24 protein-coding genes are annotated in these 21,963 nt (G+C 37.3%); 20 read left to right on the top strand and 4 right to left on the bottom strand.

The window, feature by feature from the left end; translation table 11 throughout:
- Positions 1 to 82 precede the first annotated feature (82 nt).
- The 11 genes from cspC to K5S59_RS08695 all read left to right on the top strand — a co-directional run bounded on the left by cspC (position 83) and on the right by K5S59_RS08695 (position 13,089).
- Complete coding sequence (gene cspC, locus K5S59_RS08745) at positions 83 to 280, top strand: cold shock protein CspC (RefSeq protein ID WP_001990088.1); 198 nt, start codon at positions 83 to 85, stop codon at positions 278 to 280.
- A 320-nt stretch (positions 281 to 600) separates the two neighbouring features.
- Positions 601 to 1,143, top strand: a complete 543-nt coding sequence (gene hpf / locus K5S59_RS08740) for a ribosome hibernation-promoting factor, HPF/YfiA family (RefSeq protein WP_000671193.1) — start codon at positions 601 to 603, stop codon at positions 1,141 to 1,143.
- A 274-nt stretch (positions 1,144 to 1,417) separates the two neighbouring features.
- Positions 1,418 to 3,925 (top strand): preprotein translocase subunit SecA, encoded by a 2,508-nt coding sequence (gene secA / locus K5S59_RS08735; RefSeq protein ID WP_000579393.1) that lies wholly within the window; start codon positions 1,418 to 1,420, stop codon positions 3,923 to 3,925.
- 143 nt (positions 3,926 to 4,068) lie between these two features.
- Positions 4,069 to 5,167, top strand: a protein-coding gene (prfB, locus tag K5S59_RS08730) for a peptide chain release factor 2 (protein ID WP_097844753.1) whose coding sequence is annotated in 2 segments (ribosomal slippage) — positions 4,069 to 4,140 and positions 4,142 to 5,167 — 1,098 coding nt in all. Because the reading frame shifts where the segments join, the coding sequence is not laid out codon by codon here.
- Between the two features lie 542 nt (positions 5,168 to 5,709).
- Positions 5,710 to 6,033, top strand: coding sequence for a cytochrome c551 (gene cccB / locus K5S59_RS08725; protein WP_000727965.1), 324 nt, complete (start codon positions 5,710 to 5,712; stop codon positions 6,031 to 6,033).
- 313 nt (positions 6,034 to 6,346) lie between these two features.
- A complete protein-coding gene (gene ftsE / locus K5S59_RS08720; RefSeq protein WP_000594325.1) occupies positions 6,347 to 7,033 on the top strand; it encodes a cell division ATP-binding protein FtsE in 687 nt (228 codons plus the stop codon).
- On the top strand, positions 7,023 to 7,916 hold the full coding sequence (gene ftsX / locus K5S59_RS08715; RefSeq protein WP_000645029.1) for a permease-like cell division protein FtsX: 894 nt from the start codon (positions 7,023 to 7,025) through the stop codon (positions 7,914 to 7,916). Before ftsE ends, ftsX begins: the two co-directional genes overlap by 11 nt.
- Before the next feature lie 118 nt (positions 7,917 to 8,034).
- Entirely contained in the window at positions 8,035 to 9,471 is a 1,437-nt protein-coding gene (locus K5S59_RS08710; RefSeq protein WP_000830292.1) for a S41 family peptidase, read from the top strand.
- A 91-nt stretch (positions 9,472 to 9,562) separates the two neighbouring features.
- Complete coding sequence (locus tag K5S59_RS08705) at positions 9,563 to 10,765, top strand: PDZ domain-containing protein (protein WP_050418689.1); 1,203 nt, start codon at positions 9,563 to 9,565, stop codon at positions 10,763 to 10,765.
- 231 nt (positions 10,766 to 10,996) lie between these two features.
- The gene (locus K5S59_RS08700) at positions 10,997 to 12,712 is read left to right on the top strand and encodes an ABC transporter ATP-binding protein (protein ID WP_000944612.1); all 1,716 of its coding nucleotides are present in this window, start codon (positions 10,997 to 10,999) and stop codon (positions 12,710 to 12,712) included.
- Between the two features lie 65 nt (positions 12,713 to 12,777).
- On the top strand, positions 12,778 to 13,089 hold the full coding sequence (locus K5S59_RS08695; protein ID WP_000637523.1) for a heavy metal-binding domain-containing protein: 312 nt from the start codon (positions 12,778 to 12,780) through the stop codon (positions 13,087 to 13,089).
- Positions 13,090 to 13,202: 113 nt separating this feature from the next.
- Here K5S59_RS08695 and abc-f read toward each other — a convergent pair whose 3' ends face one another.
- From abc-f to K5S59_RS08675, 4 genes are all read right to left on the bottom strand, one after another.
- Positions 13,203 to 14,837: a ribosomal protection-like ABC-F family protein gene (abc-f, locus tag K5S59_RS08690; protein WP_220784048.1), complete on the bottom strand. Its 1,635-nt coding sequence runs from the start codon at positions 14,835 to 14,837 to the stop codon at positions 13,203 to 13,205.
- A gap of 267 nt (positions 14,838 to 15,104) precedes the next feature.
- Entirely contained in the window at positions 15,105 to 15,650 is a 546-nt protein-coding gene (locus tag K5S59_RS08685) for a flavodoxin family protein (protein WP_000497646.1), read from the bottom strand.
- Positions 15,651 to 15,654: 4 nt separating this feature from the next.
- Positions 15,655 to 16,023 carry a MerR family transcriptional regulator gene (locus K5S59_RS08680; RefSeq protein ID WP_098257997.1) on the bottom strand — a complete coding sequence of 123 codons (369 nt, stop codon included), beginning with the start codon at positions 16,021 to 16,023 and terminating at the stop codon, positions 15,655 to 15,657.
- Positions 16,024 to 16,074: 51 nt separating this feature from the next.
- Positions 16,075 to 16,968, bottom strand: a complete 894-nt coding sequence (locus K5S59_RS08675) for a LysR family transcriptional regulator (RefSeq protein ID WP_001099979.1) — start codon at positions 16,966 to 16,968, stop codon at positions 16,075 to 16,077.
- A 152-nt stretch (positions 16,969 to 17,120) separates the two neighbouring features.
- Between K5S59_RS08675 and K5S59_RS08670 the strand changes: the two genes are divergently transcribed.
- The 9 genes from K5S59_RS08670 (at position 17,121) to K5S59_RS08630 (ending at position 21,860) form a co-directional block, all read left to right on the top strand.
- On the top strand, positions 17,121 to 18,143 hold the full coding sequence (locus K5S59_RS08670) for a YeiH family protein (protein WP_000438430.1): 1,023 nt from the start codon (positions 17,121 to 17,123) through the stop codon (positions 18,141 to 18,143).
- 290 nt (positions 18,144 to 18,433) lie between these two features.
- Entirely contained in the window at positions 18,434 to 18,631 is a 198-nt protein-coding gene (locus K5S59_RS08665; RefSeq protein WP_120450989.1) for a helix-turn-helix transcriptional regulator, read from the top strand.
- Positions 18,632 to 18,642: 11 nt separating this feature from the next.
- The gene (locus K5S59_RS08660) at positions 18,643 to 19,032 is read left to right on the top strand and encodes a hypothetical protein (RefSeq protein ID WP_001000176.1); all 390 of its coding nucleotides are present in this window, start codon (positions 18,643 to 18,645) and stop codon (positions 19,030 to 19,032) included.
- 18 nt (positions 19,033 to 19,050) lie between these two features.
- Positions 19,051 to 19,272, top strand: a complete 222-nt coding sequence (locus tag K5S59_RS08655; RefSeq protein ID WP_001150203.1) for a hypothetical protein — start codon at positions 19,051 to 19,053, stop codon at positions 19,270 to 19,272.
- Entirely contained in the window at positions 19,269 to 19,661 is a 393-nt protein-coding gene (locus K5S59_RS08650) for a hypothetical protein (RefSeq protein ID WP_000043088.1), read from the top strand. Before K5S59_RS08655 ends, K5S59_RS08650 begins: the two co-directional genes overlap by 4 nt.
- A gap of 16 nt (positions 19,662 to 19,677) precedes the next feature.
- Entirely contained in the window at positions 19,678 to 19,905 is a 228-nt protein-coding gene (locus tag K5S59_RS08645; RefSeq protein ID WP_000524124.1) for a hypothetical protein, read from the top strand.
- A gap of 100 nt (positions 19,906 to 20,005) precedes the next feature.
- The gene (locus K5S59_RS08640) at positions 20,006 to 20,767 is read left to right on the top strand and encodes a MerR family transcriptional regulator (protein WP_000260352.1); all 762 of its coding nucleotides are present in this window, start codon (positions 20,006 to 20,008) and stop codon (positions 20,765 to 20,767) included.
- Positions 20,764 to 21,384: a hypothetical protein gene (locus K5S59_RS08635; protein WP_000025198.1), complete on the top strand. Its 621-nt coding sequence runs from the start codon at positions 20,764 to 20,766 to the stop codon at positions 21,382 to 21,384. Before K5S59_RS08640 ends, K5S59_RS08635 begins: the two co-directional genes overlap by 4 nt.
- Before the next feature lie 44 nt (positions 21,385 to 21,428).
- Positions 21,429 to 21,860, top strand: coding sequence for a DUF4362 domain-containing protein (locus K5S59_RS08630; RefSeq protein ID WP_002073537.1), 432 nt, complete (start codon positions 21,429 to 21,431; stop codon positions 21,858 to 21,860).
- The last annotated feature ends 103 nt before the right edge of the window (positions 21,861 to 21,963 follow it).

Here is a 21,963-nt window from a genome sequence, read left to right as displayed (position 1 = left end):
TTGACTTCGTAAGTTGTCATTCGTTATAGTCAAAGTATGGGGCGAATGCCCTGATTTTTAGAGTGAAGGGAATGGAATGAACATGCAAGGAAGAGTGAAATGGTTCAATGCAGAAAAGGGATTTGGGTTTATTGAGCGTGAAGATGGTGATGATGTGTTTGTTCATTTTTCTGCTATTCAACAAGATGGATATAAGTCATTAGAAGAAGGGCAACAAGTTGAGTTTGACATTGTAGATGGAGCACGTGGACCACAAGCAGCTAATGTTGTAAAACTGTAGGAATATTGTTTTTGGGAAGAGAAAGCTGCGTTTGTGGCAACGTTATATATATGGTAGAACCTCTTGTTTTTTACAAGGGGTTTTTGTTATGAATCAAGTTGTCAAAAAGTTGTTTCTTTTCTGTAACGAATTGTCCACAGTTATATTCGCTATTCACGATGTTAATAGGATAAAATAAAGGTAGAAATGATGCATCTTTTCATTTCAACAAAAAACGATAAAAAAATCGCAATTCCACTAATTTTTTTAAAAAAGTTAGAAGGAATTTTTAAGCCAATGTCGAAATTATAGTACATAGGCTTGAAAGGAGGAATTCATCTATGAAATTCAACATTCGTGGTGAAAATATTGAAGTAACTCCAGCATTAAAGGAATATGTAGAGAAAAAACTAAGTAAGTTAGAACGTTATTTTGATACATTCCCAGAGATTAAAGTTAATTTAAAAGTATACTCTGACAAGCAACGTGTCGAGGTAACAATTCCATTTACTGATTTATTACTTCGTGCAGAAGAAACTAATAGCGATATGTACGCTGCTATTGATTTAGTAGTTGATAAACTTGAGCGACAAATTCGTAAACATAAAACAAAGGTAAATCGTAAGTTACGTGAGAAAGGTTCTGTGAAAACGAACTTTATCCTTCCAGAAGCAGTAGCTGTTCTGGATGCGGTAGAAGAGGATGAACTAGAACTTGTACGTACAAAACGATTTGATTTAAAACCGATGGACGTTGAAGAAGCGATCCTACAAATGGATATGCTAGGACATAATTTCTTCGTCTTCACAAATGCTGATACAAATGAAACTAACGTTGTATATGGCCGTAAAGATGGGAAATACGGTTTAATCGAAACTAAATAATAATTCAAAAGCGCAGCCGAAATGGCTGCGCTTTTTTTGCTGAAAATAGATTTTTTTTAAAAGTTTTCTTAATTTAGAACGAGACATTCGGCCGATTGTTGTCATAGTTATAAGACAAGTGTTACAATTATCATTAGGTATATACATTTTAGTTTTTTTAATTAGGAGAAAAATTGGCATAACATACATTTGATTTTTATAACGACTGATTGTAATAGAAAAAGAAAAAACAATCGGAAGTTTTATTTTAATAAAAAAGAGGAGCGTATTTCCTATGATCGGTATTTTAAAAAAGGTATTTGATGTAAATCAACGCCAAATTAAACGTATGCAGAAGACAGTTGAGCAAATTGATGCATTAGAATCATCTATTAAGCCACTAACAGATGAACAATTAAAAGGAAAGACGCTTGAATTCAAAGAACGTCTAACAAAAGGTGAGACAGTAGATGATCTACTTCCAGAAGCTTTTGCGGTTGTTCGCGAAGCTGCGACTCGTGTTCTTGGAATGCGTCCGTATGGCGTGCAGTTAATGGGTGGTATTGCCTTACATGAAGGGAATATCTCTGAGATGAAAACGGGTGAAGGTAAAACGTTAACATCTACATTACCTGTATATTTAAATGCTTTAACAGGAAAAGGTGTTCACGTTGTTACAGTCAATGAATACTTAGCACAACGTGATGCGAGCGAAATGGGACAACTTCATGAGTTCCTTGGCTTAACAGTAGGAATTAACTTAAACAGTATGTCACGCGAAGAGAAACAAGAGGCTTATGCTGCTGATATTACGTATAGCACAAATAATGAGCTTGGATTCGATTACTTACGTGACAACATGGTTTTATATAGAGAACAGTGCGTTCAGCGTCCACTTCATTTTGCTATTATCGATGAAGTCGATTCTATTTTAGTCGATGAAGCACGTACGCCGCTTATTATTTCGGGACAAGCTCAAAAATCAACAGAGCTATACATGTTCGCAAATGCATTCGTTCGTACATTAGAAAATGAAAAAGAGTATTCATTTGATGTGAAAACGAAAAATGTAATGTTGACTGAAGATGGTATTACGAAAGCAGAGAAAGCTTTCCATATTGAAAACTTATTCGATTTAAAACATGTCGCACTTCTTCACCATATTAATCAGGCGCTTCGTGCACACGTTGTCATGCACCTTGATACTGATTATGTTGTACAAGAGGGCGAAATCGTAATTGTAGACCAATTCACTGGTCGTCTTATGAAAGGTCGTCGTTATAGCGAAGGTTTGCACCAAGCTATTGAAGCAAAAGAAGGCGTAGAAATTCAAAATGAAAGTATGACACTCGCAACAATTACGTTCCAGAACTATTTCCGTATGTATGAAAAGTTATCTGGTATGACTGGTACAGCAAAAACGGAAGAAGAAGAATTCCGTAGTATTTACAATATGAATGTTATCGTAATTCCAACGAACAAAGATATTATTCGTGATGATCGTGCGGATTTAATTTTCAAATCAATGGAAGGCAAATTCAATGCAGTTGTTGAGGATATTGTAAATCGTCATAAACAAGGGCAACCTATTCTTGTTGGTACAGTTGCAATTGAAACGTCAGAGCTTATTTCAAAAATGTTAACACGTAAAGGTGTACGCCATAACATTTTAAACGCGAAAAACCATGCGCGAGAAGCAGATATCATTGCAGAAGCTGGTATGAAAGGCGCTGTAACGATTGCGACGAATATGGCTGGTCGTGGTACGGATATTAAGCTTGGAGACGATATTAAAAACGTTGGTCTAGCAGTTATCGGTACAGAGCGTCACGAAAGCCGTCGTATTGATAATCAGTTACGTGGTCGTGCTGGTCGTCAAGGGGACCCTGGTGTAACGCAGTTCTACTTGTCTATGGAAGATGAACTAATGCGCCGCTTCGGTTCTGACAATATGAAAGCGATGATGGATCGTCTTGGTATGGATGATTCACAGCCGATTGAAAGTAAAATGGTTTCTCGTGCGGTAGAATCTGCACAAAAACGTGTAGAAGGAAATAACTATGATGCACGTAAGCAGTTACTGCAGTACGATGATGTACTTCGTCAGCAACGTGAAGTTATTTACAAACAGCGTCAAGAAGTAATGGATTCTGAGAACTTACGCAGTATTATTGAAGGTATGATGAAATCTACAGTAGAACGTGCTGTTGCGCTTCATACACAAGAGGAAATTGAAGAAGATTGGAACATTAAAGGTCTTGTTGACTACTTAAATACAAACCTTCTGCAAGAAGGCGATATAAAAGAGGAAGAGTTACGTCGTCTTGCCCCAGAGGAAATGAGCGAGCCAATTATCGCGAAATTAATAGAGCGTTACAACGACAAAGAAAAGCTTCTGCCAGAAGAGCAAATGCGTGAGTTTGAAAAAGTTGTTGTATTCCGTGTAGTAGATACGAAATGGACAGAGCATATTGATGCGATGGATCACCTTCGTGAAGGTATTCATTTACGTGCTTACGGTCAAATTGATCCACTTCGTGAGTATCAAATGGAAGGATTCGCAATGTTCGAGTCAATGATTGCTTCTATTGAAGAGGAAATCTCTCGTTACATTATGAAAGCTGAAATTGAACAAAACTTAGAGCGTCAAGAAGTTGTTCAAGGTGAAGCTGTTCATCCATCTAGTGATGGCGAAGAGGCGAAGAAAAAACCAGTTGTAAAAGGTGACCAAGTAGGCCGCAACGATTTATGTAAATGTGGTAGCGGTAAAAAATATAAAAACTGCTGTGGTATCGGGAAGTAATACAGGGCGGTAGCCCAGATTGCTTTGCAAAATTTTACATCAAAAATGTATAATTAAGAAAGATTAAACTCTCTCCGTCATAAGTGGAGAGAGTTTCCCTTGTTTTCATAAGAAGTAACAGCAATTACATAGAGGTGAAGGAAATGGAATTAGTAGAAATTAGACAAGAATTAGAGAAAATGGCTAAGAGATTAGCGGCTTTTAGGGGGTCTCTTTGACCTTCCTACTAAGGAAAAACAAATTGCAGAATTAGAAGAGACAATGATGGGTGCAGGATTTTGGGATGACCAACAAGGCGCACAAGCTGTAATTAACGAAGCTAATGCACTGAAAGAGATGGTTGGAAAGTTCCGTCAGTTAGATGAGACATTCGAAAATTTAGAAATCACGCATGAGCTTTTAAAAGAAGAGTATGATGAAGATTTACATGAGGAGCTTGAATCAGAAGTGAAAGGCTTAATTCAAGAAATGAATGAGTATGAGCTTCAGTTACTACTAAGCGATCCTTATGATAAAAATAACGCTATTTTAGAATTACACCCAGGTGCTGGTGGAACAGAGTCACAAGACTGGGGTTCTATGCTACTACGTATGTACACACGTTGGGCTGAAAAACGTGGATTTAAAGTAGAAACGGTTGACTACTTACCAGGTGATGAAGCTGGTATTAAGAGTGTTACTTTATTAATTAAAGGTCATAACGCTTACGGTTACTTGAAAGCAGAGAAAGGTGTACATCGTCTTGTGCGTATTTCACCATTCGATTCTTCAGGCCGTCGTCATACATCGTTCGTATCTTGTGAAGTTGTACCTGAGTTCAATGATGAAGTTGAAATCGAAATACGTTCAGAGGACTTAAAAATTGATACGTACCGTGCAAGTGGTGCAGGTGGACAGCATATTAATACGACAGACTCAGCAGTTCGTATTACACATACACCTACAAACACAGTTGTAACGTGTCAGTCAGAGCGTTCACAAATTAAAAACCGTGAGCACGCGATGAAAATGTTAAAAGCGAAATTATACCAAAAGAAATTAGAAGAGCAACAAGCGGAGTTAGATGAAATTCGCGGTGAACAAAAAGAAATCGGATGGGGTAGCCAAATTCGTTCTTACGTATTCCACCCGTATTCTCTTGTGAAAGACCACCGTACAAATACAGAGATTGGTAACGTGCAAGCAGTTATGGATGGAGAAATTGATCCATTTATTGATGCTTACTTACGTTCTCGCATCTAATAAAGTTGAACCAACCGGGCTTTTACGGGCAGTTGATTCCACACCTAACTTCTTTGCTTTCGCTGAATTTTGAGTTGGGGATCTTATTGCCCGTTAATGCGGGATAAGCGAAAAAAAGCCAACAAAGTTGTCGGCGTATGCTGAGGATAGTCGAGGAGATAAAGAATTTGATTTTATTTCTATAGTTGAAGTAAAGAGGAAGAGAAGTTGGAAACGACAACTTCTCTTTTTGATGGGATTATATGTAGCATATAATGTTGTATATTGTATTGTAAAAAGTAGAGAATAGTAAAACAGAGTAGCAATAGAGTAAGACTTGAACAGAACTTTTCTGATTTTCTGTTCAACAAGAATTCTTTATAGCAGTTTTTAAGTTGTTCACAGAATTGAAACAACTTATGAAAGCTTTATATTATCAGGGTTCTTACTGTATTTTTGAAAAATATGAAATATACCTTAGTTTTTCTATATAAAGATAATGCTTATAATGAAAATGAGTGTGTTAGGAATGAAAAGAATATCAACAATGGGGAGCGATAGAAGTGAAAAAGAAATTGTTGGCTATTGCGTTAGGAACATCAGTCGTTTTTGCTTTAGGAGCATGTGGAAATAAAGAAGAGAGTAAACCTTCGAAACAATCTGCAAGCACAGATAGCGCAGAGCAAATTTACCAAAAAAGTTGTATAGGCTGTCACGCGAAAGATTTATCGGGAGCAACTGGACCGGATTTACGAAAAGTGGGACAGAAATATGATGCAGCAGAGATTGAAAAGATTATTGAAAAAGGTCGCGGTTCCATGTCACCAGGAATCATTCAAGGTGAGGATGCGAAAAAAGTAGCTGAGTGGTTAGCTGAACATAAATAAAAAAGGTAAAGTGGACGAGTTGGTTATATAATCTTATCCCAAAATGATTTTGGGTGAGAACTATGACAGCTCGTTTCCTTTTTGTTGAGTGTAACATAACTGTAACAAAAATGTATCCGAACTGGAAACCGTTTGATGTTACAATGGGGTTTGTAGAATTTTGCTGAAATATATTACATAGAGTAGCGCTGCTAATAAAAAGCATGAATGGAAGCTACCTTCAACAAGAGTGGTTAAGTGAGAATAAAGTTTTTATTTTCAGATGTACAGAAAAGTATTTCGAAAAAAATCATTAAGTATTGGGTGATAAATAATGATAAAAATGACGAATGTTTATAAGGAGTACCCGAATGGTATGAAAGCCATTGCTGGTCTCACAGTTAACATTAAACAAGGTGAGTTTGTATACGTAGTTGGACCGAGTGGAGCCGGGAAATCTACATTTATTAAAATGATGTATCGTGAAGAGAAGCCATCTACAGGATCGATTAATGTAAATGGACTTGTTATTGAAACATTAGCAGAAAGAGATGTTCCATATTTCCGTCGTCAATTAGGCGTAATTTTCCAAGATTTTAAATTACTACCTAAGTTAACGGTATATGAGAATGTTGCGTTTGCCTTAGAAGTAATTGAAGAAGAAAAAGAAGCCATTCGTGAGCGTGTAACAGAAGTTTTAGGTCTTGTAGGTCTTGAGGATCGTGCAGACGCACTACCAAGTGAACTTTCGGGCGGAGAGCAGCAACGTGTTGCGATTGCGAGAGCAATTGTTAATAGACCAAAGGTTGTAATTGCCGATGAGCCAACAGGTAACTTAGATATTGAAACAGCTCTTGATATTATGAAGATTTTTACGCGTATTAACGAGCGTGGTACAACGATTGTTATGGCGACACATAACTCAGATATCGTAAATACAATTCGTCATCGTGTAATCGCGATTGAAGGCGGAAAAATTGTTCGAGATGAGATTGAGGGAGGATACGGATATGAAGGCTAAGACCCTTAGTCGACATTTGCGAGAAGGTGTAAAGAATCTATCACGTAACGGATGGATGACATTTGCTTCTGTTAGTGCAGTAACAGTTACATTATTACTTGTAGGTGTCTTTTTAACAGCGATAATGAATATGAACCATTTTGCGACGAAAGTAGAGCAAGATGTAGAAATTCGTGTACACATTGATCCAGCAGCAAAAGAAGCTGATCAAAAGAAATTAGAAGAAGATATGAGTAAGATTGCGAAAGTAGAATCTATTAAATATTCTTCTAAAGAAGAAGAGCTAAAACGCTTAATTAAAAGCTTAGGTGATAGTGGAAAAACGTTTGAGTTATTTGAACAAGATAACCCACTTAAAAACGTATTCATTGTAAAAGCAAAAGAACCAACAGATACAGCGACAATCGCGAAAAAGATTGAGAAAATGCAGTTTGTAAGTAATGTTCAATACGGTAAAGGGCAAGTTGAAAAATTATTTGATACTGTAAAAACAGGACGTAATATCGGTATTGCGTTAATTGCAGGTCTTTTATTCACAGCGATGTTCTTAATCTCTAATACAATTAAAATTACAATTTATGCTCGTAGTACAGAAATCGAAATTATGAAACTGGTAGGTGCAACAAACTGGTTTATTCGTTGGCCGTTCTTATTAGAGGGATTATTCTTAGGAGTATTAGGATCAATTATTCCAATTGGTCTAATTCTAGTTACGTATAATTCACTACAGAGTGTGTTTAACGAGAAACTTGGCGGAACAATTTTCGAACTTCTACCATACAGTCCTTTCGTGTTCCAATTAGCAGGTTTACTAGTGTTAATCGGGGCTTTAATCGGTATGTGGGGAAGTGTAATGTCAATTCGTCGCTTCTTAAAAGTATAAAAAGTTGCAAACATAATTCGTACAAGCTTATCATATAGTAGAAATAGGTAAAGGCATCACACACTGTGTGATGCCTTTTGCTACACCACCTGTGTGTTTTGGAAAGGGGAATTCCGCATTGAAACGTAGAGTTGCAATTATTGGAATGGTTGTTGCATTTTTAATTGGTGCTGGCGGAATGTTTGCAGGTATGTCTTTATTTGGGGTTAACCCAGCAGAAGTAACGCAAACAATTTCGAGTGGAAATGCTAGTACCGCGCAAGGGAATTTGGCAAAAATTAATGAGGCGTATGCACTAATTGATTCACGTTATGTGGAAGACGTGAAGGATGACAAGTTAGTCGAAGGTGCAATACAAGGCATGTTGTCTACGCTGAAGGACCCTTATTCCACGTATATGGATAAAGAAACGGCTAAACAGTTTAGTGAATCACTTGATCCTGAGCTAGAGGGGATCGGGGCTGAGGTGAACAAAACGGACGGTAAGCTTATTATCGTATCTCCAATTAAAGGCTCACCGGCAGAAAAGATTGGAATTAAACCGAATGACCAAATTTTATCTGTGGATGGAAATAGTGTGAAAGATTTATCACGTGAAGAAGCAGTATTAAAAATTCGTGGTAAAAAAGGAACGACTGTCGCGATTGAAATTAAGCGTGCAGGAGTAGCTGATCCGATTGTATTTAAAATTAAGCGTGAAAAAATTCCAATCTTCACAGTGTTTAGTTCTGTGAAACAAGAGAGCGGAAAAGATATCGGTTATATGCAAATCACTTCTTTTGCTGAAAATACGGCGAAAGAATTTAAGGATCAGTTAAAAGAGTTAGAGAAGAAAAATATAAAAGGCTTAGTTATTGACGTGCGTGGTAATCCTGGTGGCTACTTAAATAGTGTAGAAGAGATACTAGGGGAAATTATGACGGATAAAAAGCCGATGCTACAAGTAGAGCAACGAAATGGTGAGAAAAAGAAATTCTCTACGGAACTGAAAGAGAGAAAGTCATATCCAATTTCAGTATTAATTGATAACGGAAGTGCTTCTGCTTCAGAGATTTTAGCGGGTGCGCTAAAAGAGGGAGAAGGATACGATTTAATTGGTGAAAAAACGTTTGGTAAAGGCACTGTTCAGCAAGCCGTTCCATTTAAAGATGGCAGCAACATTAAATTAACGATGTTTAAATGGTTAACACCGGATGGAAACTGGATTCATAAAAAAGGAATCGCGCCAACAGTAGAAGTGAAGCAACCAGATTATTATCATGCGACACCAATTCAAATTGAAAAGACACTTTCATACAATTCAAATGATGTGCAAGTAAAACACGCGCAAGAAATGCTTAAGAGCCTAGGATATGTACCGGGGCGTGAAGATGGATACTTTAGTAAAGAGACAGAATCAGCGCTGAAAGCATTCCAAAATGCGAATGAGATGGAAGCGACAGGACAGCTGGATAAAAAGACAGCTGAGGCGATTCAAACGAAAATTATTGAAAAAATCCGTTCTGGAGAAAATGATCTACAATTACAATCAGCATTAAAATTAATAGCGAAATAAGAAGAAATACAGGCAGTTTGCTGCCTGTATTTTTTTGTGTTAAACAAACGTTTGTCCAGTTATGATAATATAAAAAGAAAGAATGATATAAATGGTGGTGAATGGGTTCGTGGAGGCATGGATTTTTGAAATAATGCGGGCAGTTGGACGTTTTTTCTTACACCCTGCTGTCTATGTATTTTTAATAAGTAGTATCTTCGTTGGATACTTACGTATGTTACGTGAACGAAAGGATTTTTCCTTTAAAGTTTATGATATTTGGTTTGAACTGCGAACATCTCTATTTGCGGGAGTTGGATACGGATTAATCGTATCTATTATTACAATTGGACTTGGCCTTGTCGTTTCCAAAGCAAGCTTATGGGTCATCTTATTATGGACGTTATTATTTGGATTAACTGCTATGTATCGATATTTATCAGCAGCTTATACATTTAGTATCGCAATTGTATGCGTTCTATTATCTTCTAAGCTACCAGTTTCTTTCTTACAGCTTGGAGAAGGTGAAGAGAATACGATTGTATCTCTTGCTATTTTACTAGGCGTCATGCTCATTGTAGAGGGCTTGTTGATTTCTAAAAATGCAGTAGGATATTCGACGCCGAAGATTAGGAAGGGTAAGCGCGGGTTAAAGATTGGTTTACATGAATCAAAGCGCTTATGGATCGTTCCTATTTTTATTCTTGTACCAGGTGACGCAGTAACACAATTTATTTCATGGTGGCCTGTCGTTTCAATCGGTTCAGATACTTATTCTTTATTCCTTGTTCCATTTTTAATTGGATTTATGAGAAAGATTAGAAGTTATGAGCCAACGGAAGCTTTATTATTTACAGGAAGACGTGTGTACGGATTAGCAGGACTTGTGCTTGTTTTAGGAATCGCAAGTTATTGGTGGCACGTACTTGCAATTATCGCGATGGGAGTTGCAATGCTTGGACGTTTCACAATTTCCATGCAAGAGAAAATTGTGGATGAGACAAGACCGGCGTACTTCGCTGCACGTAATGATGGGCTTGTTGTATTAGATACAATCCCAAATACAATTGGGGCAGAGTTGAATTTACTGCCTGGAGAAGTAATTACGAAAGTAAATGGAGTCATTCCAGGAAGCGCTGAGGAATTTTATGATGCGCTTCAAACGAAGACGACAGGAGCATTTTGCAAGTTAGAAGTATTAGATACTAATGGAGAGCTTCGCCTTGCTCAAACGGCATTATACGCCGGAGGACATCACGAATTAGGAATTGTGTTTGTTCAGCAGGAGCATGAGTGGGATTCGGAAGCGATGTAATAGAAGAAAGGGTATCACCTTGTGGTGATACCCTTTTTGGTTGTGATGGGGCGAGGTTAGCGGTAACTGAAATTTATATCAGCGATTATCCCAATATATCGACTTTCCGGCAAAAAACGACAACTATCGCAAACCTTATTTTGAAGTTTCATAGACGGATAACTTGAATAATTATTTGATAATGGTTATCATTTAGGGAGTCTTTTTAATTTTGGAAAATGGAGGTAAGATATGCTACGTAAATTTTTTTCTTACTATAAACCGTATAAAGGTTTATTTATACTCGACTTTTCTTGCGCAGTTGTCGCAGGGTTACTAGAACTTGGCTTCCCGCTTATCGTAAATCAATTTATTGATAAGTTATTGCCAGGGCAAAACTGGACGCTTATTTTATGGGCTTGTTTCGGTTTACTTGCAGTGTATATTTTAAATGCAGGCTTACAATACGTCGTTACATATTGGGGACATATGCTTGGCGTTAACATTGAAACGGATATGAGGCAGAAATTATTTGATCACATTCAAAAGCTATCATTCAGATTTTTTGACAATAATAAAACAGGTCATTTAATTTCACGTCTTACAAACGACTTAATGGAAATTGGGGAAATTGCTCACCATGGGCCAGAAGATTTATTTATCGCTGTTATGACTTTAGTTGGGGCATTCTCATTTATGATGATGATCAACTGGAAGTTAGCGCTATTAACGTTCTTCGTTATTCCATTCTTATTATGGTTGGCACTTTACTTCAATAAAAAAATGACAGGTACGTTTAGACGTTTATTCTCAGACGTTGCTGATTTCAATGCATGTATTGAGAATAACGTTGGTGGTATCCGTGTTGTACAAGCATTCGGAAATGAAAGGTTTGAGAAAGATCAATTTGCTGTAAACAATGCTCGTTTCCGTACAACGAAATTAATGGCGTATAAAATTATGGCGTTAAATTCATCGATTAGTTATATGCTCATGCGTCTCGTAACGCTCTTCGTCTTAATATGCGGTACATGGTTTGTTCTGCAAGGTGAATTAACGTACGGTGGATTTATCGGATTCGTTCTATTAACGAATATTTTCTTCCGCCCAATTGAAAAAATTAATGCGGTAATCGAAAGCTATCCGAAAGGGATCGCTGGTTTTAAGAGATATGTAGAGCTTCTTGAAACAGAGCCAGATATTGTAGACTCTAAAGATGCAATGGAAGTTAAACATGTACATGGTGATATTCAATATAGCAACATTACATTCGGATATGAAAATAAAGAACCGATTTTAAATGATATTAGTTTGAAAATACATGCAGGTGAAACAGTTGCTTTCGTAGGACCATCAGGAGCTGGAAAAACAACGTTATGTAGTTTACTTCCACGTTTTTATGAACAATCGTCTGGATCGATTCAAATTGATGGTATTGATACGAAAGATATGACGTTATCTTCACTTCGTAAGCAAATTGGAATTGTGCAGCAAGATGTGTTCTTATTCTCAGGAACAATTCGTGAAAATATCGCTTACGGAAACTTAAAGGCGTCAGAAGCTGAAATTTGGCAGGCAGTAAAACGTGCGCAGTTAGAAGACTTAATTTACTCACAACCAGACGGTTTAGATACTGTTATCGGTGAGCGTGGTGTGAAACTTTCTGGTGGACAGAAGCAACGTCTAGCGATTGCTCGTATGTTCTTGAAAAACCCGCCAATTTTAATATTAGATGAAGCGACTTCTGCATTAGATACAGAGACGGAACTAGCGATTCAAAAATCGCTTGCTGAACTATCTGTCGGCCGTACAACATTAGTTATCGCCCATAGACTTGCAACGATTAAAAATGCAGATCGTATCGTCGTTGTAAATAAAGATGGTATTGCAGAACAAGGTTCGCATGAGGAACTAATTGAGCAAGGCGGAGGATATAGCCGCTTATACGAAGCTCAGTTCAGTTCGTAAATATAATTTCTGCTGAATTAGTGCACCATAAGTAAGTGAAAATCTTATATGGGAGGCTATGAAGCATGATTGTAACAACAACGTCTACAATTCAAGGGAAAGAAATTATTGAGTATATCGATATCGTCAATGGAGAAGCGATTATGGGCGCGAATATCGTTCGTGACCTTTTCGCCTCTGTCCGTGACGTTGTCGGTGGCCGTGCAGGCGCTTATGAAAGTAAATTAAAAGAAGCGCGCGACATTGCAATGGAAGAGATGAAAACTTTCGCAAGACAAAAAAATGCGAATGCAATTGTTGGTATCGACGTGGATTACGAAGTAGTTCGCGAAGGAATGCTAATGGTTGCAGTGAGCGGGACTGCTGTCCGTATTTAAAGTAAAAAGCCGTGCTGATGCACGGCTTTTTACTTTTATTGATGCTATTGTATGTCGAAGTTCCAATATTTCTTGGGAAATGCGGAAGGCCTTGTCGATATATAGGGAAGACATTAGAGCGCTTCTTTACATTTCCGGATTTGAACTAATAATGTTTCGTATTCTTGTTCGAGAGATGTGATGTCATCGTGATGATTTGGTATGGAAATTCCGCTGATGATTTCTGTTAGTTTTGTTTGTAATCGTAATAATTCTTGTTCAGTAACGTTTACAGAATCCCCAGTCGTTCTTTTGGTGTATTGCTCGTAATTACCGTGGAATACTCTAGGTTCACTCTCATCTACTTGTAGAATATGGTCGGCAACAGAGCGAATAAAGGCACGGTCATGGCTAATGAAAAGTATTGTGCCAGGATATTCTTGTAACATGCTTTCTAATTCTTCTTGTGTTGCTAAGTCTAAATAGTTTGTCGGTTCATCAAGCAGAAGCATATTATAGTTTCCTAAAAATACTTTTGCGAGTGCAACCTTCATTCGTTCACCACCGCTTAGAACGTGCACAGGTTTATGAACATCTTCACGGCGGAATAGGAGCCTTGCAAGTATTGTTCGAACGAACGATTCAGTATAATTTGTTTCTTCTAGAACGTTTTCTAAAATGGTTTTATCTGTTTTTAAAATTGATAATGTTTGTTCGAAGTATCCAATTTTACAACTTTTTGAAAGCTGCATGCCACGCTCGTTTGCGAGAAGCATGTTGAACAAAGTTGTTTTGCCGCTTCCGTTTGCACCTAAAATAGCAAGTTTTGCACCAGGGGCAATAGTTCCATTCATATTTTTAAATAGTGTGCGGTCGCTTATTTTCTTTGTTGCTTTATTAAACTGTACTGCCACTTTACTATGAATGGGTGTATGGTATTGCACGTCAAACTGAGCCTGAGAAAGATCTTTTGGCTTTTCTTTCTTTTCTAGTTTTTCGAGACGTGTTTCTAATGCCTTTGTTGCTTTGCTAACCTGTTCTTGCCCATGAGCCCCACTTAACTTATAAAGTTTAGATTCAGATGAACTGAACCGAGTTGGGATTTTTGTCATGTTGGAAGCACGTTGTTTTCTTTGTGAAATGGATTGCTCTAAACGATTTTTTTCTTGTATATATTGCTCATACTTTGCTTGTTTTTGTATTCGTTCACGTTCTTTTTGTTTTCGATAGTTGGAATAATTCCCTTTATACTCTTGAATCATGCCGTCTTCAATTTCAATGATTTTTGTACATATATTATCTAAAAAGTCACGGTCGTGCGATATTAAAACAAGTGCCCCTTTATAAGATAAAAGTGCTTTTTCTAATTGCTCTGTACCGACCATATCTAAGTGGCTTGTTGGTTCATCAGCGAATAAAATGCCTGCATCTTGTTCGAGAGCATGGGCAATCTTTAGTCGCATTCGTTCACCACCGCTTATTGCATCTGTAACGTTTGAAATACTCCATTTTCCTTTTGCGAGAGAAGAAGCGGTTTCCGGTAGTTCTTCGCTAAGCTGAGGAATGATGCTGATAGAACTATGGTGAGTTACTATGCCATTGTCAGCTTCTATTTCTTTACTTAATATTTGTAATAACGTAGATTTACCAGCTCCGTTGACTCCGACAATTCCGATGCGGTCCTGTGCCTGAATTTCCAGTGACGGTAACGTAAATAGTGTGCGATCACCAAAACTCTTTTCAATATTACGTGCGAATAAAATAGTCATAAAAAAACCTCCCTAGTTTCACTAGAGAGGATAAATGTCGCCCTTGCATGTAAAAAATCGTACATAAATAAACGATTTTTTTACATGATCGTTTCGAAAGAAAGTATCGACAAATGGACAGACTAATCCTCTGCTAGTTTTCATCATTTTTTGTTCACTATTTGTGATGGATGAAATAAATAAGAGAATTAGAACTTCATTGGTCAAAGTACCTTCCTTTCATAATGTTACTTTTATTGTATGCGTATACAAAATGGTTTGTCAAAGTTATTTTTGCTTGTGATTTTTGAATTCGTTATTATACAGTTGTGCCTTTGCTAGTGCTTCAGCATCATTTTTGATTTCATCCAATCCATTCGCATCCCCAATAACATACCCTTCAAATGATGAACCAACAAAATCAAAGATGTATTGGAACTGAGCGATAAGCGGTAATGCTTTCAGCTTTGGATTGTCTCCGCCAACGATTACAACGTACATTTTTTTACCTTTCATTTTTTCTTTGAAATGAAGAGATGTATCACGCAAGCTTTGTGACCAGCGATCGACGAAGTTTTTCATATGACCGCTCATTCCATACCAGTATAGCGGTGTAGCAAAGATAATTGTGTCGTGCTCTAGCATGCGTTCAATTAAATGTTGATAGTCATCGTTTACAGACTGGAATCCTTTTGCATCATGACGTTGGTCTGTAATAGGATGGACTGTACGGTCTCGCAAGTAAATTTGTTCTGTTTCGATTCCATCGATCATCGTATGTGTTAAAGCTTCTGTATTTCCGCTTTGTCTTGAACTGCCATGTATAACAAACATGTAATCATTCCTTTTCTTTTGTTTGTTTTAGGAGTGAAACGTGTTTTTGCAAATTCGTTTGAATGCTGGAAAGTAATGAGATTTGCTTCGTTACTTCATTGAGTTTATCTTCATAAAGCGTAAGGATACTGCTGCAAGGATTTTCGTACAGGTGCGGCTCTATTTCGAGGCAGCGCAGCATCCTTGCCGTCTCTTCTAAATTTAAGCCGATTTGTAAGTACATTTGAATAAGCTCCACTTTTTCGATGGCACTTTCATCAAAATCACGGTAGCTATTTGCGAGGCGCTTAGAAGGGAGTAATCCCTTTTCTTCATAATGTCTTAGTGATCTTTCGCTAACCCCGGTTTCTTTTGATAACTCTCCAATTCGCAATGTGTTTCACTCCTTTTACATGTATTGTAAACCTTCACACTAATGTGAAGGTCAACCCTGTTTTTTCGCAAAGGAATCTACATGATTTAAAAACACTTGAATAGCCTTAGACGGGATGAAGTATTTGCCGCGTACGATGGAGAACGGACGGATGAGTTTTTCATTTGGAACTTCTACGTGGAATAGCTCTTTTGCCAGTAGCTCTTTCCGTACGGTCCAATCAGAAAGGATGGCGATGCCAAGCCCAGCACTAACTGCTTCCTTCACACTTTGGATACTACTAAATGTAAAGAATCGTTTCATTTTTAAATGGTGTTGATGAATAAAGCGGTCACTATAAGCGCGTGTTCCAGAACCACTTTCTCTTAATACCCATACTTGATCTTGGAGTGTACTTTCATTTATTTTCTTTGTGCGGAGTAGTGGATGATTTGGCGGGACGACGAGCTTCATTTCATCTTGCATAAACGTTTCAACGTCAACGTCGGCGTATACGACTTGCCCTTCCACTAAGCCGATATCAATTTGATTAGAGCGAAGGCTTTGCAAAACATCTTCTGTATTTGAGATAAAAGTATGAACTTCGACGTGTGGATTTTCATTCGCATAGTTAGCCAGTATTTTGGGAAGTAAGTATTCACCAATTGTAAAACTAGCACCGATGCGAAGAGTTCCTGTTACAACGTTATGTAGCTCGTTAATTTCTTGCTTAGCATCTTCATAAAGAGAGAGCATTTGCTTTGCATGTATATATAATATGTTTCCAGCCTCCGTTACTTGAACGTGCTTCGGAGAGCGCTGAATAAGTGTAGTGCCAAATTCGTTTTCTAAGTTGCGTATATGCATACTTACGCCAGGTTGTGAAAGGTTTAATAATTCTGCTGCACGGGAGAAGTGTTTCTGTTCAACGACAGTAACAAAAATTTTTAAAATGTCTACGTTCATGTAATGGGCTCCTTTCGTTTTTCTTTCATCTTATCATAAGTATTTCTGATGATAGAGATTCAATATTGATATTAAACTTATTATAGAAACTCTCTTATAATGTAAGTAGAAAGAACATGCATGTTCCAATACGATTATTGGAGTGGTTCAAAGTGGAACAAACACTTGTTATACAAAAGAAGAAGGGTTATGGATTTTCGCAAGGAATTGGGATTACACTATTAATCGCAATTGCTGCGAAATATTTAGCAGAGCTTCCGTTTTTAAATATTATGGGACAATTAGTAATTGCTATTCTAATTGGGATGGTTTGGCGTGCGGCAATTGGAGTTCCGCAAGAAGCGATAGCTGGAACGAACTTTGCGAGTAAGAAGTTACTTCGCTTTGGGATCATCTTACTTGGAATGCGATTAAATCTTGTTGATATTGCGAAGGCAGGGCCGAAAGTACTGGTCATCGCAGCGGTTGTTATTACATTTACGATTTTCGTTGTATATGGACTAACGAAAGTATTTAAAGTAGAGAAGAAGCTTGGAATTTTAACAGCGTGCGGAACAGCAATCTGCGGCGCGGCAGCGGTCGTGGCAATTGCACCGCAAGTGAAAGCGAAGGATGAGGAAACGGCAGTCGGCGCAGCGATTATTGCAATTTTAGGTACAATATTTACACTTATTTATACGCTATTATACCCAGTGCTTGGCTTCTCGCCGTACGGCTACGGTGTATTCTCAGGTGCGACGCTGCATGAAATCGCTCATGTCATCGCAGCTGCGGCGCCAGGAGGAAGCACGGCTGTAGACATCGCAGTTATCGTGAAGTTAACACGCGTTGCAATGCTTGTGCCAGTAGCGATTTTAATTGGACTATGGTTTGGTAAGAGCGAAGGTAGCGAGGAAAAAAGATCGTGGCGCGACCTTCCAATACCATGGTTCATCTTCGGATTTTTAGCAATGAGTGCCGTGCATTCGCTCGGTATTATCCCAGAAGTTGTTGCCGGATACATTGTTGTCATTGCTTACATGCTTATAGCTATGGCGATGGCAGGACTTGGTTTAAATGTAGAGTTTAAAACGTTCCGTAAGTTAGGAAGTAAAGCATTCGTGGCGGGGCTGATCGGATCGGTTTGCCTTTCTATTCTTGGCTACGTTCTTGTATATGTATTAGGATTTATGTAGTAGGACGAAGAGGCTGTTCCAAAAGATATTTTGGGACAGCTTTTTTCTTATGATTATTAGTTGAACCAATCGGACTTTAATGGGCAGCCCGACCCCCACCTAACTTCTTACTGCCCATTAAAGCGGGATAAAAATGGAGTTGCACTGATATAAATTGAATTTCTATCGTACTGTGTGAGAGAAGATGCTCAGTGAAACGTTTTTCTAAAATTTGTAAAGATATCTTTACTTGAAACTGGAAAATATTTATAATTAAAGTAAAGATATCTTTACTTTCGAAGGTGGAGCCTATGGGTATGAAAAATAAAATAAAAGAGTTAAGAAAGCAAAATCATATAACGCAAGTTGAAATGGCAAAGGCGATGCAGGTGACGCGGCAGACGATTGTGGCGATTGAAAACCATCATTATAACCCGAGTTTAGAGTTATCCTTAAAGATCGCCAAATATTTTGGGGTGAAGGTGGAGGAAATATTTACGCTAGAGTAAGGGGAGGAAACATGAACGATACTAAAAAGTTATTGATCGGTGCGACTTTTGGATTGTTTTTGGGAGACATTGTAGTTCATATTATGAACCCGGTTATACCAATTTTACCGCTCGTAGTGAGTAACGTTTTAGTAATTGTATTTTTGATAGTGTATACGTATTACAAAAAGCGTAAGTACAGAAAAGAAGAACTTCCGGATATAGATGAGCGAGTAAATGAAAATATAAAAAAATATGTAAATGTCTCATTTGTATTCGCTTTTCTATTGCTTATTGTTTATATTGTTGCAAGTAAAGCAATGGGCAGAGCTGTTATACCAGTGCAAGAAATATTTCTGATATGTAGTTCCTTATTTGCGGGTAGTCTCATCATAGGCGTCATGATAGGAAAACGAGCATAGCGATAGGAGGAATGAAAAATGCAAGATGAGTTTGAGAGATTCCAGTCAGATAAAGCGTTTAAATATGTAGGGTTATTTTTTACGATTAGTTTAGCGGTATGGAGTTTATATAATTTAATAGTTGATGGAAATGCTGGTATGCCGTTTGTTTTATTTGTACTAGGACAGTGGGTGTATTTTCTTGTAAACTATTGGCCGAAGTGGAAATATAGAAATCAAAAAGAGGCTGATCATGTATGAGTAAGCAAGATGCTATAAGGTTTATAGGAAGTTTATTTTTAGCAGGTCTTATTTTAAATGCGAGTTTAATAATGTTAAGTATTTCATGGGGAACAATCTTTATATCAAATGTAGCATTGGTTATTTTATATAGTATTGCGGAATATAGAGAACAGAAGCGTTTGAAAGAAGAGGGAGTACCGTCGATAGATGAGCGAGTTGTGAACAAGATGAAGTCGTATTTTACGATTAGTATTACAAGCTTCGTTTTTTTGTTCATTATGTATCTTTGTGTAAATAAGTATTTAGATAGGCAAGTTGTACATGTAAATGAGTTATTATATATTGCTATTTTTGGTTTATTAATAAGTATGGCATCGACGAGTGTGTTAGCAACAAGGAATAGATAGAAAAAGGGGAACTGGGATGGGATTACCGGTATTATGTGTCGCTACGGCTATTTTTGCTTTGTTTTGGGGAATGCAGAACTTCTCTCGTAATCCAGTACCAAGTATTTGTATTATGCTTGGTACTGTAGGTTTATCATATTATTTATTAGTTTCAGCTCATTACCATAAAACAGCAACGAGTGTTGTCGTTGGAGCACTTATTTTATTTTGTGGGCGCGCTGTACAAAAGGGATTATTTCCGTGAAAGCTGTTTATACGAAGAGTATAAACAGCTTTTTGTATTTTTTTAACAAAAGTATTGAAAGTGACGTTACGTCATCTTTTATAATGAAGGGGAAGAGGTGATGGTAGTGATTTCAATACAACAATTGACGAAGGAAACAGGGATAACAGTACGTACATTACGTTATTATGATCAAATAGATTTATTAAAGCCGAGCGGGAAAACAGAAGGCGGGCATCGTTTATATAGTGAAGCTGACGTAATACGTCTCCAACAAATTTTATTTTTAAAGGAAATGGGATTTTCATTAAAAGAGTCTGCGAATATGTTAGTAAAAGGTGAGCTTAACTTAAAGGATTCGCTTGAAAAACAACTTCGGTTTGTACAGGAAGAACAAAAGAAATTCAATCGAATGGAGCGCGTTTTACAAGCAGTTGTTTATTCGGTAGATGTGGAGGGAGAGCTCGATTGGAAAGTTATGTTTGAACTGATCCAGCTTTCGAAACAGTCTCCTCGTATACGTGAAATATTTCAAAATGAAGTATTTTCAAAGGAAGAACAAAAGTTGCTTCATAATTTGCCAAATATGAGTGAAGAAGATCCGAATGTTTTAGAATGGGTGGATTTATTAAAGCAATTACGCACTTTTATGAAAGACGGTAAAGAAGCTGCAAGTGATGAGGTGCAAGGGGCAATGAAGAGATTAATGCAGAAGTGTTTAGAAATGGCCAATGGTGATGAAGCGTTTTTAGATAAGTTATGGGAAGTTAGAAAATCGAAGGAAGATTCACAGAAAATGAGCATGTATCCAATTGAAGAAGAACTTTTATTATATATGGATGAAGCTTTTCGTATATATGATGAGAAGGAGAGGGATAAATGAGTATACTCGCAGAATATCGTTGGTACTTTTTAATTGGGGCAGAGATTGTATTTTGGTTATCAGCTATCGGTTTCTTTTTACTCCGTTACGGATTCCGTTTGAAGAAGGCAAGCTTTATTATGGGGATTGTACTCCTCATAAATGAAGTGTTTATTTTAACCGTAGGGGTAGTGGATTATTATCAAACAGGAAAGTTCTCTAACTTTCAAATCATTACGGTAATTATTTTATTGTATGCAGTTTTCTACGGGAAAAAGGATTTGAAGAAGCTTGATATATTTGCGCAAAAGCTAGTTGCGAAATGGCGGAATGAACCAGCGCCAATTATGGAAGAACACGTAGAATTAACAGGTATGGCTTATGCGAAGCAGGAAATAAAAAATTGGGTATTACATCTTGTTTTATTCGTTGTTGTGCATATTTTCTTTTTCTTTCTGTACGGTTTTGTCCCGTTTGAACAGTGGCATAATTGGTTAGAAACGGGGATTGTTTTAAATGAAAAAGCAAGTCGTGTTAGCCAAGTTTGGGCGATTATACTTTTAGTGGATACAGTTATTTCATTTTCATATGTTCTTTTCCCGAAGAAGGAAAAAGGAAAAGAGAAGCTACTTTCGTAGAGGAAAGTAGCTTTTGCAGTATACAAATGATTTTTATAGAGCGGATGACAATAGGAAAAAGAAGTGGTTTTATATGCCTACTTCTCTTTAGTTTAGTAGCATGCTCACAACCTAACATTACAATTGATAAGAAGAATGATGTCATTGTAAAGGAAGCAGGAACTTCCAATCTAGATAAATTTGAAAAGTTCGTTTTGAATGTGGAACAAGGGGAAGTTGATAAAATAAGAATTGTACATTATACACATGAAGGTGATCCGGTTTTTCAAACGTTAGAGTATAGTGGAACAGATATAATTCATATGTTAGATAATAGACAAGATCGATTTGCTGGTAATCATACAGGTATGAATGAAGATAGCTGTAAAAGGATTGTTAAAGAGTGGCGTGAAGCACAAATGGCTTATAGGTTAATAGATTGTGCGAATGAAAGTGGGCGCAATGGATATGATTTATTATATGTACCTAAAAAATAGAGTTAGTAGAGGAAGGAAGATTTGACTCCTTCCTTTTTCTATGTATATATTGTCGAAAATTTTACCGAATATCTGTTCGTTTTTTTAGGTTTTTTATGGGCGT

Source organism: Bacillus sp. BML-BC051 (assembly GCF_019656175.1).
Classification (GTDB): Bacteria; Bacillota; Bacilli; order Bacillales; family Bacillaceae_G; genus Bacillus_A; species Bacillus_A mobilis.
Note: the sequence above shows the minus strand (reverse complement) of the source record. Positions and strands in the feature narration are given on the sequence as shown.